The 15,937-nt window shown below is 61.8% G+C and carries 15 protein-coding genes; all 15 read right to left on the reverse strand.

The annotated features are described in order from the left end of the window. Positions 1–157 precede the first annotated feature (157 nt). The 15 genes from PMX21_RS01890 to holA all read right to left on the reverse strand — a co-directional run bounded on the left by PMX21_RS01890 (position 158) and on the right by holA (position 15,923). A complete protein-coding gene (locus PMX21_RS01890; RefSeq protein WP_055309899.1) occupies positions 158–2,404 on the reverse strand; it encodes a polyribonucleotide nucleotidyltransferase in 2,247 nt (748 codons plus the stop codon). Positions 2,405–2,553: 149 nt separating this feature from the next. Then, a complete protein-coding gene (gene rpsO, locus PMX21_RS01895) occupies positions 2,554–2,832 on the reverse strand; it encodes a 30S ribosomal protein S15 (RefSeq protein ID WP_035138510.1) in 279 nt (92 codons plus the stop codon). 138 nt (positions 2,833–2,970) lie between these two features. Continuing rightward, complete coding sequence (gene recO / locus PMX21_RS01900) at positions 2,971–3,720, reverse strand: DNA repair protein RecO (protein WP_271757664.1); 750 nt, start codon at positions 3,718–3,720, stop codon at positions 2,971–2,973. 15 nt (positions 3,721–3,735) lie between these two features. Beyond that, positions 3,736–4,803 (reverse strand): GTPase Era, encoded by a 1,068-nt coding sequence (era, locus tag PMX21_RS01905; protein ID WP_172676295.1) that lies wholly within the window; start codon positions 4,801–4,803, stop codon positions 3,736–3,738. 12 nt (positions 4,804–4,815) lie between these two features. Continuing rightward, positions 4,816–5,193 carry a diacylglycerol kinase family protein gene (locus PMX21_RS01910; protein WP_035138512.1) on the reverse strand — a complete coding sequence of 126 codons (378 nt, stop codon included), beginning with the start codon at positions 5,191–5,193 and terminating at the stop codon, positions 4,816–4,818. A gap of 9 nt (positions 5,194–5,202) precedes the next feature. After that, positions 5,203–5,712, reverse strand: a complete 510-nt coding sequence (gene ybeY / locus PMX21_RS01915) for an rRNA maturation RNase YbeY (RefSeq protein WP_055285156.1) — start codon at positions 5,710–5,712, stop codon at positions 5,203–5,205. Beyond that, the gene (locus PMX21_RS01920) at positions 5,709–6,695 is read right to left on the reverse strand and encodes a PhoH family protein (RefSeq protein WP_271757672.1); all 987 of its coding nucleotides are present in this window, start codon (positions 6,693–6,695) and stop codon (positions 5,709–5,711) included. Before PMX21_RS01920 ends, ybeY begins: the two co-directional genes overlap by 4 nt. Continuing rightward, a complete protein-coding gene (locus tag PMX21_RS01925; RefSeq protein ID WP_271757675.1) occupies positions 6,676–7,968 on the reverse strand; it encodes a MiaB/RimO family radical SAM methylthiotransferase in 1,293 nt (430 codons plus the stop codon). The genes PMX21_RS01920 and PMX21_RS01925 overlap by 20 nt, the downstream gene beginning before the upstream one ends. 9 nt (positions 7,969–7,977) lie before the next feature. After that, positions 7,978–9,126 carry a molecular chaperone DnaJ gene (gene dnaJ, locus PMX21_RS01930; protein ID WP_271757677.1) on the reverse strand — a complete coding sequence of 383 codons (1,149 nt, stop codon included), beginning with the start codon at positions 9,124–9,126 and terminating at the stop codon, positions 7,978–7,980. A gap of 81 nt (positions 9,127–9,207) precedes the next feature. Continuing rightward, the gene (locus PMX21_RS01935; RefSeq protein ID WP_271757679.1) at positions 9,208–10,311 is read right to left on the reverse strand and encodes a DnaJ domain-containing protein; all 1,104 of its coding nucleotides are present in this window, start codon (positions 10,309–10,311) and stop codon (positions 9,208–9,210) included. 58 nt (positions 10,312–10,369) lie between these two features. Next, positions 10,370–11,602, reverse strand: a complete 1,233-nt coding sequence (gene hemW / locus PMX21_RS01940) for a radical SAM family heme chaperone HemW (RefSeq protein ID WP_271757682.1) — start codon at positions 11,600–11,602, stop codon at positions 10,370–10,372. Positions 11,603–11,604: 2 nt separating this feature from the next. After that, positions 11,605–12,648, reverse strand: coding sequence for a tRNA dihydrouridine synthase DusB (gene dusB / locus PMX21_RS01945; protein ID WP_271757683.1), 1,044 nt, complete (start codon positions 12,646–12,648; stop codon positions 11,605–11,607). Between the two features lie 4 nt (positions 12,649–12,652). Further along, the gene (gene lepA, locus PMX21_RS01950) at positions 12,653–14,464 is read right to left on the reverse strand and encodes a translation elongation factor 4 (protein WP_271757686.1); all 1,812 of its coding nucleotides are present in this window, start codon (positions 14,462–14,464) and stop codon (positions 12,653–12,655) included. A 96-nt stretch (positions 14,465–14,560) separates the two neighbouring features. Further along, positions 14,561–14,827: a 30S ribosomal protein S20 gene (rpsT, locus tag PMX21_RS01955; RefSeq protein ID WP_022094714.1), complete on the reverse strand. Its 267-nt coding sequence runs from the start codon at positions 14,825–14,827 to the stop codon at positions 14,561–14,563. Between the two features lie 133 nt (positions 14,828–14,960). Beyond that, positions 14,961–15,923 carry a DNA polymerase III subunit delta gene (holA, locus tag PMX21_RS01960; protein WP_271757689.1) on the reverse strand — a complete coding sequence of 321 codons (963 nt, stop codon included), beginning with the start codon at positions 15,921–15,923 and terminating at the stop codon, positions 14,961–14,963. Between the last annotated feature and the right edge of the window lie 14 nt (positions 15,924–15,937).

Here is a 15,937-nt window from a genome sequence, read left to right on the forward strand (position 1 = left end):
TTATCGCGAGTTCCGCACGCAAAGGAAAGCACTTAATGTGCTTTCCGTCTTGCGCAGGACTGTAGAGCAGGAAACTTCATATGCGTCCCTCCCGGGCGCAAGCAAAAGGGCGACCCCATTGCGGAGTCGCCCTTGTTGAACTGCTTATGTGCGGCTGTTACTCGGCGTCGTGGTGACGGCGGGGCTTGCGGCCTCCGTTGTCACCGGGACGGCGCGGACGGTCGCTGCGCTCGGAGCGCTCGCGACGCGGACGCTCACGACGCTGGAAGTGCTCGCCGTCGCCCTCGGAGGCACCCTCGGCACGAGCCGGGGCCTCGGGCTTATCAAGACGATCGAGCGAGATCTTGCCGCGATCGTCGACCTCGATGACGACGACCTTGACCTCGTCGCCCACGTTGAGGACGTCCTCAACCTTCTCCACGCGGCCCTTGGCGACGCGGGAGATGTGCAGCAGGCCGTCCTTACCGGGCAGCAGGTTGACGAAGGCGCCGAAGGGCTGGATGGAGACCACACGACCGGTGTACTCCTCGCCCGGCTCGGGAACCTTGATGATGAGCTTGATACGCTCGACGGCCTGGTCGACGGACTCGCCGGTGCCGCCGACAAAGACGGTACCGTCCTCCTGGATGTCGACCGAGGCGCCGGTCTCGTCCTGGATACCGCGGATGACCTTACCGCCGGAACCGATGACGTCGCGGATCTTGTCGGTCGGAACCTGGATGGAAACGATGCGCGGAGCGGTGCTGCGCGTGGTGTGGCGCGGCTCGGGGATCACATCGAGCATCTTCTGCAGGATGAAGGCGCGACCCTCCTTGGCCTGCTGCAGGGCGCGGGCCAGGATGTCGAAGGTGAGGCCGGTGGCCTTGTTGTCCATCTGCAGGGCGGTGATGCCCTCGGTGGTGCCGGTGACCTTAAAGTCCATGTCGCCCAGGAAGTCCTCGAGACCCTGGATGTCGGACAGGACCACGGTCTTGCCCTCCTCCTGGATCAGGCCCATGGCGATACCGGAGACCGGGCGCTTAATGGGCACGCCGCCGTCCATAAGGGCGAGCGTGGAGCCGCAGGTCGAAGCCATCGAAGAGGAGCCGTTGGACTCCATGACCTCGGAGACGACGCGGATGGCGTAGGGGAACTCGTTCTCGTCGGGAAGCACCGGAAGCAGAGCGCGCTCGGCCAGATTGCCATGGCCGATCTCGCGGCGCTTGGGGCTGCCCATGCGGCCGGTCTCGCCGGTGCAGAAAGGCGGGAAGTTGTAGTGGTGCATGTAGCGCTTGCCCTCGGTGGGCTCGATGGTGTCCAAGCGCTGGCCCTCGTTGAGCATACCGAGCGACAGGACGGAAAGCACCTGGGTCTGGCCACGCTGGAACAGACCAGAGCCGTGAACGAGCGGCAGGTAGTTGTCCTTCACCATGATGGGACGGATCTCGTCGGCAGCACGGCCGTCGACGCGCTCGCCGGTCTCGACGACCATGGTGCGCATGGCCTTCTTCTCGAGCTTCTTGAGCGCCACGGGGATCTCGCGCTCCCAAGCGGCCTGCTCCTCCTCGGTGAACTCGGCGCGGATGGACTCCTTCAGAGCCTCGACCTTACCGATACGGGAGAGCTTGTCGGCGTCGCGAAGGGCGGCAGCCATCTCGTCGTAGTGGGCGAAGATGCGCTCCTGGACCTCCTCGACGGGCTGGTCGAGCGGGTACTCCTTCTTGACGATGGGGCCGTTAACCTGCTCCCACTCGGCGACGAACTCGTCCTGAGCCTGGCAGAAAGCAGCAAGGGCCTCCTGGCCAAACTTCATAGCGGCGAGCATGTCGTCCTCGGAGATCTCCTCGGCGCCGGCCTCGACCATCGAGATGAAGTCGGCGGATCCGCCCAGCTCCAGGTCCAGATCGGAGTTCTCGCGCTCCTCGTAGGTGGGGTTGACGATAAACTCGCCGGTCTCCACGTTACGGCCGATGCGCACGCAGGCAAGCGGGCCCTCGAAGGGCACGCCGCCGAGCGTCATGGCCAGGGAGGCACCCATGACGTTGATGACGTCGAAGGGGTTGACCTGGTCGGCGACGAGCGAGGTAGCGACAATGTGTACCTCGTTGCGGAAGCCGTCCGGGAAGCTCGGGCGAATCGGACGGTCGATCATGCGCGCGGTGAGCGTGGCCTTCTCGCTGGGACGGCCCTCACGCTTGAGGTAGCCACCCGGGATGCGGCCGGCTGCGTACATCTTCTCGTTGAAGTCGACGGTCAGCGGGAAGAAGTCGTAGTTCTTGCGCTCCTTGGAGACGACCACGGTGTCGAGCATCGTGGTGTCGCCCTGCTTGACCAGGCAGGCGCCGGTGGCCTGCTTGGCAAGCTCGCCCGACTCAAAGGTGTAGGTCTTGCCGTACAGCTCAAAGGTCTTGGATACGAGTGTCATTGTTCTCCTTAACCCCGCAGACCCCTTGTCTGCGGGCTTCTCATGTGACGCGGGCCCCCTGCCCCCGCCACGCTTCAGAGCGTGATTGTTCGCGCCCTTACACAAAAAGAGCGCCCCGCTGCGCAGGACGCTCTTAGCATGTACAAATCCTACTGGATGTTGTCGCGGATGCCCAGAGCCTTGATGAGCTCACGGTACTCGACGATGTCGTTCTTCTTGATGTAGGAGAGAAGACGACGACGACGGCCGACGAGCATGAGCAGGCCACGACGGGTGTGGAAGTCCTTCTGGTGGGACTTCATGTGCTCGGTCAGCTCCTTGATGCGCTCGGACAGGATGGCGACCTGAACCTTGGGGTTGCCGGTGTCGACCGGGGTGTTACCGAACTGGGCAGTCAGCTCCGCCTTGCGCTCTTTGGAAACAGTCATTGTTTCACCTTTCGTTTTGCGTCGCCCACGGGCGACTCGATTCGCCTCGGACTGGGAAGCCGCCGGTGGAGCGAACAACCAAGGTCGAGGTACCAACAGGTCGGTATGTTACCACAAGCAGCCCGCGCCTGCGCATCATCACCGACCCAACATGAATTCCATCGCGCGGAGGCGCTGATCGGTGTGCGTCGCAGCCCAAACATGCGAAAGCCCGAGCAGGAATGCCGCCGTATGCGGGTCGATTCGCTCGGCCATGAGCGCATCGAAGGTCATGGACATGAGGGCGCGCAGCCATGCGGTCTCACCGGTCGACACCAGTTCGGCACCTGGAACGCTCGACGCGCACGACCCGCACATGAGACCGCCCGCCTGGGCTGAAAAATACGACAGCATGGGGTCTCCGCACAGCACACAGGCCGAAAAATCGGGACGATAGCCAACGTGCGATAGCAGCTTAAAGACATATGCCGCCACAAGTAGGTCCATATGTGCCGCGTCGAGCCCGCTGCCGACAAGCGTGAGCGCCCGCTGCGTGATAGCAAAGGTAAACGGGTCCTCGGCGTCCTCGAACGAGCACACGCGCGCGACCTCGGCGATCGCGCTTGCGGCGCATGTCGTCTCGTAATCGGGCGCAACGCCGAGCGGCGCCTCCATAAGCTCGGCCTGGGAAACCACGTCGAGCGACCGTCCATGCGCAAGCAGCATATCGACGGTACAGAACAGCTCGCAGCGCGCAGCCAGGCGTCCACCGGATTTGCGGGCGCCCTTTGCCACGGCACGAACCTGCCGACCCCGCTCGTCAAGCATCGTCAGGATCAAGTCCGTCTCTTTGAGCTTCGTCTTGTCGAGGACGAGTACCTTCGTGCGATATGTCCGGGAGCCTGCCATGCGCGCCGCGCGCCCTTAGTCCTCGGCGTTGTAGCCAAAGCGGCGAATCTGGGCCTCGTCGTCACGCCAGCCGGCCTTGACCTTCACGTCCAGCTCCAAAAAGACCTGCGTGCCAAAGATACGCTCAAGATCGCGACGGGCGTCGATACCGATATGCTTGATCATCTCGCCGCCCTTGCCGATGATGATGCCCTTTTGGCCCTCGCGCTCGACGTAAATGGTGGCGTGCACGCGCAGTACCTTCTTGGTCTGCTCGAGTGCATCGCAGATCACGCCAACGGAGTGCGGGATCTCATCACGGGTGCGGCGCAAGACCTTCTCGCGCACAAACTCAGCAACGAGCGTTTCGTCGGAAGCGTCGGTACCCATATCCTCGGGGAACCAACGCGGACCCTCGGGCAAAAAGTGCGCAACGGTCTCGATAAAGGCATCGACGTTGAAGTTCTTGACCGACGACGTCACGATCTCGTCGTCATATTCCATGAGCTCGTGGGCTGCCTTGAGCTGCTCCATGACCTGTGCGGGGTCGGCCTCATCGGCCTTAGTGAGCACCAGGACCTTCTTGCAACGGGCGCATCTGACGCGCTCGGCAACCCAGGCGTCTCCCCTGCCGATCGGTTTGGTGGCATCAATCAAAAACGCGACGACATCAACATCGTTCAGCTCGAACAGCGCGCTCTTGTTGAGCTCGGATCCCAGGCCGTCCTTGGGCTTATGAATACCCGGGGTATCGACAAAGACCAGCTGGTAGCCGGGACGGTTGACGACGGCGCGCATGCGGCGGCGGGTCGTCTGGGCCACCGGCGAAGTGATGGCGACCTTCTTGCCATAGCAGGCGTTGAGCAGCGTAGACTTGCCGGCGTTGGGACGACCGACCAGGGCCACAAAGCCGCTGCGGAAACCGGGCTCCACGTCGCCAAAGCCCGCGAGGTTGTCGTCCTCGTCGCACAGGGCGTCGAGCTCCTCATCGCTCATGCCCTCAAACGGGTCGAACTCCTCGACTTCCTCGAGCTCCTCGGTATCCACCGCGTCCAGGGACTCGTCGTCCAAAATCTCATCGGCAGACTGCATATTGTCGGACATGGGAATCCCTTTCTAAATAAAGCCGAGCGCGTGGGCAAATACCAGCACGCCCACAATTGCGGCGGTGATGGAAAGAATGTAAACAGAGGCGGCGGCGATGTCCTTCGCACGCTTGGCCAGCGGATGGAGCTCCTGGGTCGCTAGGTCGACGATAGCCTCCATAGCGGTGTTGCACAGCTCGCCGTGAATCACCAGGCCACAACAGATGATAATCGTGGCCCACTCGGCAATGTCGAGGCCCACGATACAGCCGGCAATGACGGTGCACACGCCCGCCACGAGCATGACCTTGATGTTGCGCTCGGTCTTGACGGCGGTAACGAAGCCCTCCATGGCGTAGGAAAACGACTTTAAGAAGGACGGATGGTCCTTGTTCGATCCGGGAATCATAGACGGCTCCTAGTCGTGGGCGTGGTTGGTGATGGGGCCGACGTGGACTAGCTTGGGGTCCTCGCCGCGCTCGAACGCCAGATCGCGCAGGATGGCGTCCTCGCGGGCCTCCATGACCTCGGCCTCGTCGTCCTCGATATGGTCATAGCCCAGCAAGTGCAGCATGCCGTGTACGAGCATCAGACGACACTCGTCAGCGGAGCTATTGCCAAAACCGGGGGCCTGACGGGCAATAACCTGCGGGGCCAAGATGATATCGCCGAGCTCGAGCGTCTCGTCGGCGGGAATATCCTCGTCAAAGGCCGAGTCGCATTCAAACGAGAGCACATCGGTGGTGCGGTCGATACCGCGCCACTCGTGGTTGAGCTCGTGCATCTCGTCCTCGTCGACATACGAAAGGGAAATCTCGACTTCACGCTCAACGCCCTCGGCGGCAAGCACAACCTCGCAGATGTGCTCCACCTCCTGGGCATCGAGCAGCGTATCGAGCTCGGCATCGTTGCTGATCAATACACTCAACGGGACTCCTTTCGGTCGCGCGGGCGCTGCTCGCGCACGTCATCATAAGAATCATATGCCTCGACGATACGTCCCACCAAGGCATGGCGCACCACGTCGGCGCGCTCCAGGTGCGAAAATGCGACATCGTCGACACGGCCCAAAATCTTCTCGACATCGGCCAAACCACCACGACGACCCACCAGGTCGCGCTGACTCAGGTCGCCGGTAATCACAAACTTGGAGTTGAAGCCCAGGCGCGTCAGGAACATCTTCATCTGCTCGGGCGTGGTATTTTGCGCCTCGTCGAGCACCACGAAAGCATCGCTCAGCGTGCGGCCGCGCATGTAGGCAAGCGGGGCGATCTCAATCACGCCGCGCTCCATAAGCTCATCGGTGCGCTCGCGATCCATCATGCAAAATAGGGCGTCGTAGAGCGGGCGCATGTAGGGATCGATCTTTTCCTCAAGGGTACCGGGCAAAAAGCCCAGGTTCTCCCCCGCCTCGACAACCGGACGTGTCAAGATCAGACGGCCCACCTCGTGACGCTTGAGCGCGGCAACGGCGAGCGCCATAGCCAGATAGGTCTTACCGGTACCGGCAGGACCCAAGCCAAACGTGATGGTATGCGAGCGGATGGCATCCACATAGCGCTTTTGCCCGAGCGTCTTGGGGCGAATGACGCGGCCGCGATACGAAAGCAGCACGTCATCGCGAAGCGACGTAGCCTCGTGCTCACCGTCGCGCAAGACAGCCAGGCAGCGAGAGACATCGTCGGCAGACAGCGTGCGCCCGGCGGCCGCCTCGCGAAAAGCGTGCTCGAAAAAGCGCGCCACGAGTTCGACCTCGTCCGGGTCGCCGCTCACGGCGATGCTATCGCCACGGGCGACCACATGAGCGCGAACCAAGCTCTCGAGCGCACGAAGGACGCCGTCGCCGGCGCCCAAAACGCGCGAGGGATCAATTCCCTCGGGAACGGTAAGTCTAATCTTCGAGGCTTCCATGAACCTCCCTGCGTGCATGGACCAAGCCGGAATCATCGACTCCGATGATAGCAACATCGAGCAGGCACGGGGCTGTAAGTCCACAGGTATCGTCAAGACGGGCATGATGGAACGAGCCGAGCGTCAGGTTGTCACCATACTCGAGCACGGCACGCTCGACCGTGCCCACGCGACGACGAGCGTCGGCAATGGCGAGCTCCTGTGCGGCGGCCCGCATACGGCGGCTGCGCTCGGCCATAACCTCGGGCGGCACCTGGCCGGGCATCTCGGCAGCAAGGGTGCCGGGACGCTTGCTGTAGCGGAACACGTGCATACGCGAGAAACCCACACGGCGGCACAGTGCCAGCGACTCCTCGAATTCCTCGTCCGTCTCACCGGGAAAACCGACGATAACGTCGCACGAAAGAGACGCCTGCGGCAGGTTGGCGCGAATCATGCGCACCGTGTCCTCGAAGGCCTCGGCGCTATAGGGGCGGCCCATGCGATGCAGGGTCGCCGTGCAGCCGGACTGCACGGGCAGGTGCAAAAACGGGGCGATACGCTGCGGGTAGCGCGCCATAACCTTAAGCAGGCGCTCGGAGATATCCATGGGCTCGACCGAGGAGATGCGCACATGGGCGATCTCGGTGCGCTCCATGATGGCCTGGAGCAACTCATCGATCTCAACATGTTCGTCGGTCGCGCTCTTGCCGTCATAGGCGCCCAGATTCACGCCGGTCAGCACGACCTCGGGCACGCCGGCCTCCTGAGCTTCACGCACCTGTTCGAGCACGGACTCGACGGGTACGGAACGCTCGGGGCCGCGGGCCTTCCACACGATGCAATAGGTGCAGCGGTGGTTGCAGCCATCCTGGATCTTCACGCCCAGCCGCGAACGGCCGAGCGCATCGACCACGTCGCCATCGCTGCAGGCGGGCACGCTATCGGATTCGACACCCAGCACCTCGCAGACGCGCTCGGCGACGTCAATCTTGGATGGTTCGGCGATCACGCGGTCGGAGAGTTCCAACAGCTCCTCGGGATGCAGGTTGACGACGCAGCCGGTTACGACCACGTAAGGCTCGCCCGGATATGCCAGGGCGTGACGGACGGCCTTGCGGGTCTTGGCCTCGGCCTCCCCCGTCACGGCACAGGTATTGATAACGATCAGTTCGGCGTCCCGGGGCTCCACCATTGCAAAACCCAAGCGCATAAGATCGGCAGTGATACGGTCAGACTCAACCCGGTTGACACGACAACCGAGGTTGACGACGGAAATATGGGGTGCGAGCACACGGGCTCCTTAATCGAGGATGTCGTCGAGGGCGCTCTTGATACGGTCGGTCACCGACTTCTTACCGGATGCGACGTCATCGCCCATCTCGTCGGCAAAGGCGCGAAGCAGCTCGCGCTGCTTGTTGGAGAGATTGGTGGGGACGACAACGCGCAGCTGCACGACCAGACGACCGCGCGAACCGCCACCGCCGATACGCGGCATGCCGTAATTGTTGACGCTCACGGTGTCACCGTACTGCGTGCCGGCGGGAACCGCAACCTTGACGACCTCGTCAGGCATAATGCCCTCGACCTCAATCTCGCAACCGAGCGCGGCCTGCGCAATCGAGATATCGCTCACCAGATACAAGTCATCGCCATTACGCTTAAAACGCTCGTGGTCGGCGACACGCACGTTGACGATCAGGTCGCCTGACGGCTCGCCACGAAGGCCAGCCTCGCCAAAACCACTCACGCGCAGCTGACGACCGGTCGAAACACCGGCGGGAATATCGATGTCAATCTTTTCGTGAGAAGGCGTGCGGCCCTGGCCATCACAGGTCTCGCAGGGATGATCGATGACCGTGCCTTCGCCGTGGCAGTCGGGACAGGGCGAAGAGGACTGAACCTGGCCCAGGAAAGAACGCTGGACCGTCGTCACATAGCCTGTGCCGTGACAGCGGCTGCACTGCTTTTCGGTCGCGCCCTCGGCCTTGCCGGTACCATTACAGTCATCGCAAGGGGCAAGACGGTCGTAGCTAATCGTCTTTTTGCAGCCGAGCGCCGCCTCCTCGAGCGTCACCGAAAGGGAAATGGCCATATCGCGGCCGCGACGACGCTCGCGGCGATTTCGGGCGCCACCGCCGGCACCGCCGCCAAAGAACGACGAGAAGAGGTCGTCCATGCCCATGCCGCCAAAGATATCGTTGATGTCGACATAGCCAGAGCCACCAGGGCCGTCAGCGGTGCCGTAACGGTCGTAGTTAGCACGCTTCTGCTCGTCGGAAAGAACGGAATAGGCCTCGTTGAGCTCTTTGAACTTGGCCTCGGCCTCGGGGTCGTCCGAAACATCCGGGTGTACCGTACGGGCTTTCTTTAGAAACGCGCGCTTGATCGTCCGCGCGTCGGCATCCTTGTCAACGCCAAGTACCTCGTAGTAATCCCTATTTTCCGACACGACCGAATCCTTCCAACTTTCATTATTGTCACAGTGCGTCCTATACCCAAGCTGGGCCGGCCGCAAACAGAGGGTTTGATGTTATTGCATCCCGTAGGGCGAAAGCATGGCCTGCTGCGAGCAGCTCGCAAACCAGACCGACACGAGCGCAAACATAAAGCCGTTGGCAAAACCATTGGCAAACTGCATCGCGCCGCGCTTCCACCACAGCAGGCTGCGATGAAGCACGCCGTCCGACAGCACCATGAACAAGCCCATGGCAAACGGAATGAAGCACATCATGGCGAAGGCGGAGAACACGCCCGAGATGGCCGACAGCACCAAAAACGGAGCGATAATGCCCATGAGGTAGAAGCCGGTGCGAGCCTTACCCTCCAGGCGCTCGGCCTCGACGTGCGCACGACCGACCAGATCGCCGCCCGAAGCGCCGTTCGTGCCGGCGTGACCCATGTTGGGGATGCGCACCTCGTCGCCATCATGCGTGCCGGCGGGAAACTCAATCGTCTGCTCGGAGGTCACACGGACACGGCCGCTGCCACTGCAATCGGGGCAGGGGTCGGCAACGACCTTGCCGGAACCGCCGCACTCAGGACAAACCGTCTGGAACGTGCCCGCACCAAACAGGAAGGACAGGTCAACATCGATATGGCCGCGACCACCGCAACTCGGACAGGTGTGGGCATGCTCTGACGAAACGGAGCCCGATCCGCCACAATGTCCGCAGGTGTCAAAGCGGGTGTAGCGAACGGTCTTGTGGGCACCGCCCTTAGCCTCCTTGGCGTCGAGCTTGATATCGACGACCACGTTGGCGCCACTCTCGGGGTTGTAGGCCGCCTGGCCGCGACGGGGCTGGCCCCAGGCGCCCCCGAAGGGGAAACCGCCGTCAAAGGGATTGCCGTAACCGGCGCTGCCGGCATAGCCACCGCCATAGGGCGAAGCCGTCGGTGCACCGGCAAAGGGATTACCCGACCGCATGGCGTCGTAACGCGCACGCTTCTGCTCGTCCGAGAGCACGGCGTAGGCCTCGGAAACCTCTTTAAACTTTTCCTCGGCATCCGGCTCTTTATTGACGTCCGGATGGAGCTTGCGGGCCTTTTGCTGGAAAGCCTTTTGAATATCACGCGAGGTGGCGTCCTTGGAGACGCCCAAAATCTCGTAGTAATCTTTTTCGTTCATCGTCGCCATGCGCGGCAACCTCCTGCTCACAGCAGCGTATATATTGCGGTAATTCTACCCGAGCGGCCTAGGCTAGACCCCAAAACAGCTCGAACAGCATATTTCCATCGAGCCAGCCCAGGTGGGTCGGCGCTAAACGGGCACGGGCGCGACCTGCGATAACGTCTTTTGAGGTGACGCGCCCCGCATGTCCTTCAACATGATCGGTCACCCAGGTGGCAAGGCCCAACTCGAGCGCACGGTCGCAGGCCGCCGCCAGCTCGCCCGTTGGGATGACACAAGCCGCGCGAACCAACAGATCGGACGCAACACCGCGCGTCATGCGGCAAGCGAGCATCATGTCTTCGGCCGCAGCCTCGCGCTGCGACAGATATTCGGCCTCAAACGCCGTCGCGCCATCATCACGTTGCACCAGACGCACGCGGTGTGCATCACCGCGAGCAGGAACGTCAGGAAACAGTCCAGCCAAGCGATCGAAATCCTCGGCATCGAGCATACCCGCGGCAGAACGGCCCAAACCCAGATAGCCCCGACCAGTCCAGTAGGCGATATTGTGAGCGCATTCATGCCCATCGAGCGCGTAGCTCGCCACCTCATACGGATGGTAGCCCGCCGAACACAGCCGCTCGCGCGCAACGTCCATGCATGCAGCTTGGAAATCCTCATCGGGCTCGAGCGACTCGTCACGGCACGCCATGCGGTAAAGCGGCGTACCCTCCTCGAGCGTGAGCGGATAGACCGACACATGGTGCGGAGCCGCCGCCAGCACGTCATCGAGCGTGCTCTTCCAACTCGCTGCGGTCTGGCCGGGAAGTCCACACATAAGGTCGCACGACGCATCGAGCCCAACATCCTTCACCGTCGCGATAGCCTCAAGCGCCCGATCGGCATCGTGAATACGGCCGATGGTCGCAAGTTCGGTGTTATCGAGCGTTTGGACGCCCAGAGAGACACGCGTGACACCAACCTCGGCAAGCGCAGTGGCAAGCTCGGAGGTCAGTGACTCAGGATTAGCCTCGCAGGTAAACTCAACGGGCTTACACCACGCAGAGATACGCCGGGCGAGTTCTACCAGACGCTCCCCCGCCAGCGACGGCGTGCCGCCGCCAAGATAGACGGTGCGGACCTGCGCAAGCGCCCCGGCGTCTCCAAAGGCATCGAGGCGTGCATACAGCTGCTCAAAATAGGCATCGAGCGCAGCACCCAGGTCGCACGGAGCGAAGCTGCGCGAGTCAAAATCGCAATAGCGGCATTTTTGAGCGCAAAACGGCACGTGCACATACAGCGCGGTAACGGCCACCCTTAAGCCTCCAGCGGATGAGCGGGCACCGACTCACCGGCGGCAAGCGCGGCCTCGCAGGCCACCACGTCGCGCTCGATATCATCGACCAGCGCCATAAACTCCTCGTACGTGGAGCAGCGCACCACCCGAGCGCGCCAGGCGGCGGCATGGGGCATGCCCTTTAAGTACCAGCTTGCATACGTACGGGCGCGCGACATAAGCGGCAGAAGCTCGTGCGTCAACGTCAGGTGCTCACGCAGAGCCTCCAGGCGCTCGACCGAGGAGCGAGAAGGAACCGGCGTGCCATCGAGTGCAAGGGCTCGGGCATCGCCGAACACCCATGGATTGCCGTAGATGCCGCGCGCGATAAACACCGCGCTGGCACCCGAGCCGCTCAGATGCTCAGCAGCGTCCTCGGCCGAGAACACATCGCCCGAACCAATCACGGGAATCTCGACAGCGTCGGCAACCTCATCGACGACAGACCAATCGGCCTGGCCCGTATAGAGCTGCGTGGCACAACGACCGTGCACGGCGACTGCGGCGGCACCGGCGCCTTCGAGCATCTGGGCAAACGTCGCGGCATTACGGTCCTCGGCATAAAAGCCCTTGCGGATCTTTACAGTCACGGGCACAAGTGCCGCGCCCACCGCCGCCTCGACGATCTTCTCGGCCAGATCGGGCGTGCGCATAAGCGCCGAGCCCTCGCCCTTGGTAACGACCTTGCGCGCCGGACAGGCCATGTTGATATCAATCAATGACAGGCGATCGCCCACGCGTTCCTCGACAGCAGCGACGGCACTCGCAAACTGCTCGGGCTTGGAGCCAAAGAGCTGCACGCAAATCTGCTGCTCCTCGTCGGCCGGTAGCACCAGGCGCCAGGTCTTGTTGCTGGCATAGGCAAGGCCCGCCACGCTCACCATCTCGCTATAGGCAAGGTTGGCACCGCGGCGGCGGCACATGATGCGGTAGGCAGGGTCGGTCACGCCGGCCATGGGAGCCATAAGGAACGGCTGCTCGGCATAGGCACCCAGCAACCGCGTACTGTATTCACAAAGCGCCATGGACCTACTCGTCCACCTTGAGGATCGCCATAAAGGCCTCCTGCGGGACCTCGACCGAACCGATGGCCTTCATGCGCTTCTTGCCCTCTTTCTGCTTCTCGAGCAGTTTGCGCTTACGCGAGATATCGCCGCCATAGCACTTGGCCAAAACGTCCTTGCGGCGCGCCTTGACGGTGGAGCGGGCGATAATCTTGTTGCCGATGGCACCCTGAATAGGCACCTCGAACAGCTGGCGCGGAATGATTTCCTTGAGCTTGTCGCATAGACCGCGGGCCAGGCCATAGGCCTTGTCCTTGTGAACGATAAACGAAAGCGCGTCCACCTCGTCGCCCGAAAGCAAGATATCGAGCTTAACGAGCTCGGAGGGACGGTACTCGTTGAACTCGTAGTCGAGCGAGGCATAGCCCTTGGTACGGCTCTTGAGCTGGTCAAAGAAGTCCAAGATGAGCTCGGCGAGCGGCATATCGAAGCGCATCTCGACCGATTTGCTCGTCAGGTGGATCATGTCGGTCGTAACGCCGCGGTGCTCGATGGCGAGCTGCATGACGGCACCCGTGTACTCAGGCGGGCAGATGATCTTTGCCTTGAGGTAGGGCTCCTCAATGCGCTCGATGCGCGTAGCCTCGGGCAGATCCTGCGGGCTGCGGACATCGATCATCTCGCCATCGGTCTTGTACACGTGATAGTCCACCGAGGGGCTCGTGGCAATGAGGTCAAGATTGAACTCGCGCTCCAGGCGCTCCTTGACGACCTCCATATGCAGCAGGCCCAAGAAGCCCACGCGGAAGCCAAAGCCGAGCGCCACCGAGGTCTCGGGCTCCCACACCAACGACGGGTCGTTGACGTGCAGCTTATCGAGCGCGTCACGCAGGTTCTCGTAGTCCTTGTTATCGATCGGGAACAGGCCCGTATAGACCATGGGCTTGGCCTCGCGGTAGCCGGGAAGCGGCTCGGGGCAGGGATTCGACGCCCACGTGAGGGTATCGCCCACGCGAACGGCCTCGGGGTCCTTCAGGCCCGTGACCACGTATCCGACCTCGCCGACCGTGAGCGCGTCGACCGGGGTCTCGGCGGGACGCTTGACGCCCACGCCATCGACCAAAAAGTCGCCCTTTGCCTGCATCATGCGCAGGCTATCGCCCTTTTTGATTGAGCCGTCAAAGACGCGCACCGTGGCGACGACGCCACGATACTCATCGAAGTACGAATCCAGGATAAGTGCCTTGAGCGGCGCGTTCGCATCGCCCTTGGGCGGGGAGATCAAAAAGACAATGGACTCCAGCAGATCGTGGATGCCCTCGCCGGTCTTGCCCGAGACACACACGGCATCATCGGCAGGGATCGCCAGGTCATCCTCGATCTCGGTCTTAACCTCGTCGGGGTGTGCCGAGGGCAGGTCGATCTTGTTGATGGCCGGCACAATGTCCAGATTGGCGTTCATGGCGAGCGTCGCGTTGGAGACGGTCTGCGCCTCGACGCCCTGCGTGGCGTCGACAACGAGCACCGCGCCCTCGCAGGCTGCCAGCGAGCGCGAGACCTCATAGGTAAAGTCCACGTGGCCCGGCGTATCGATCAGGTTGAACTGATACGTCTCGCCATCGTCGGCGTCATAGGACACGCGAACGGCATTGGACTTGATCGTAATGCCGCGCTCGCGCTCGATATCCATGGTGTCGAGCAGCTGCGACTCCATGTCGCGCTCGTCGACGGTATGGGTGAGCTCGAGGATGCGGTCACTGATCGTTGACTTGCCATGGTCGATGTGCGCAACAATCGAGAAGTTGCGGATGTGGGAAATGTCATTTGAAGTATTCATGCGGACTATCTTACCCGAGCGATACAAAAAATGGAGCCTGTTCCATAAAACAGGCTCCATTTATGCGCGTAATCTGTGTGGTGTGAAATTTACAACTTAGGCGTTGATGCTGTTCACGAGCTTGGCAAGACCGGACTTGCGGTTGGAAGCCTGGTTCTTGTGGATAACATGCTTGGCGGCAGCCATGTCGAGACGCTTGGTGACGGTCTTGAGGGCGGCCTGGGCCTTCTCGGCGTCGCCCTCGGCGACGGCGGACTGGACGTGCTTGGTCAGCGTCTTGAGCTCGGACTTGACAGCCTTGTTACGCATGCGAGCTGCCTCATTGGTGCGGATACGCTTCTTCTGAGACTTGATGTTTGCCACTTCTGGAGTTCCTTTCGAGTTCCTTGCAAAAAATGTATGACACCTCTGAGACACGGTGAGGTCATGCAAGCGCCTACTATAGCACGCTCCCCCTCAAAGGGATAGAACGAATTTGCCAAATAGGCAGGTATCATCACGATTTTCTCAAGATGTTCGTAATCCAGAGCAAAAGCGCGGTCTGAGAATCGGCCGAACCCTTGAGCGCGAGCTCCACATCGACCGCTCCCTCGAGCGCTGCGACGAGCTCTGCCATCGAAAAGCGGCGAGCCCAGGTCAGGTGATTCTTGACCTGCCAGGACTGGAGCTTAAGCGTTGCGGCCAGCTCACGACCCTGTCCGCGCGCATCGAGCGCCTTGGCAACGATAAGCTCGCGAATACGGCCGCACAGCAATGTGTAAGTCCACACGTAGCTCTTGGCGGGCAGTAGATTGAAGAGCTCGAGCGAGCGGCGCATGTCACGGGCCGAGACCGCATTGAGAAAGTCCCAGGGCTGAACCTCGGCCGTACGTACAATCCAGCGCTCAACGTCGGCAAGCTCAATCTGGGGCGCCTCGACCATCTGGGCAAGCTTAGCCAAATCGTTATCGAGCATGCGAGTGTTTTCACCCGAACGCGAGACGAGTTCCTCGGCGGCCGCCGTCGAGATCGACTTGCCATGCTGCGTCGCCATCTGCTGAACGCGGCGCGGTAGCTCCCAGCGCTTGGTGCCGGAGCAATCGATCACGGCCTTCTTGTCGATCTTGGCGATCGCCTTATACAGGCGCGTGTTCTTGGCAAGCGAGTCGGCGATGATGAGGCAGACCGTTGTGGGGCTGGGACTTGCGAGGTACTCGACGAGCGGCTCCGAGACAGCCTTAGCGAGCTTTGAGCAGCCATCAAGGATTACCAGGCGAAACTCGCTGCCCATGGGAAAGGTGTTGAGCGATCCGATAATCGACTCGATATCGGGGTCTTTGGTCATATCGCGCTCGTCGAGGTTGAACTCGACCATGCCCGTCTTTTCCAGACGCGCTTTCATACGCGAGACGGCGTGATCGCGTTTGACTCCGTCGGTACCGACGATCAGATATGCCGGCAGCAGACCGATTTCGGACATTGCGCTCCCCTCCC

Origin of the sequence: Collinsella aerofaciens, from assembly GCF_028209885.1 — a bacterium.
In the GTDB taxonomy this organism is placed as follows: Bacteria; Actinomycetota; Coriobacteriia; order Coriobacteriales; family Coriobacteriaceae; genus Collinsella; species Collinsella aerofaciens_BA.

Excerpts from the sequence above, each read along its gene's own strand:
- PMX21_RS01890 (WP_055309899.1), bottom strand. The coding sequence starts at position 2,404 with ATGACACTCGTATCCAAGACCTTTGAGCTGTACGGCAAGACCTACACC.
- rpsO (WP_035138510.1), bottom strand. The coding sequence starts at position 2,832 with ATGACTGTTTCCAAAGAGCGCAAGGCGGAGCTGACTGCCCAGTTCGGT.
- recO (WP_271757664.1), bottom strand. The coding sequence starts at position 3,720 with ATGGCAGGCTCCCGGACATATCGCACGAAGGTACTCGTCCTCGACAAG.
- era (WP_172676295.1), bottom strand. The coding sequence starts at position 4,803 with ATGTCCGACAATATGCAGTCTGCCGATGAGATTTTGGACGACGAGTCC.
- PMX21_RS01910 (WP_035138512.1), bottom strand. The coding sequence starts at position 5,193 with ATGATTCCCGGATCGAACAAGGACCATCCGTCCTTCTTAAAGTCGTTT.
- PMX21_RS01920 (WP_271757672.1), bottom strand. The coding sequence starts at position 6,695 with ATGGAAGCCTCGAAGATTAGACTTACCGTTCCCGAGGGAATTGATCCC.
- PMX21_RS01935 (WP_271757679.1), bottom strand. The coding sequence starts at position 10,311 with ATGGCGACGATGAACGAAAAAGATTACTACGAGATTTTGGGCGTCTCC.
- dusB (WP_271757683.1), bottom strand. The coding sequence starts at position 12,648 with ATGGCGCTTTGTGAATACAGTACGCGGTTGCTGGGTGCCTATGCCGAG.
- lepA (WP_271757686.1), bottom strand. The coding sequence starts at position 14,464 with ATGAATACTTCAAATGACATTTCCCACATCCGCAACTTCTCGATTGTT.
- holA (WP_271757689.1), bottom strand. The coding sequence starts at position 15,923 with ATGTCCGAAATCGGTCTGCTGCCGGCATATCTGATCGTCGGTACCGAC.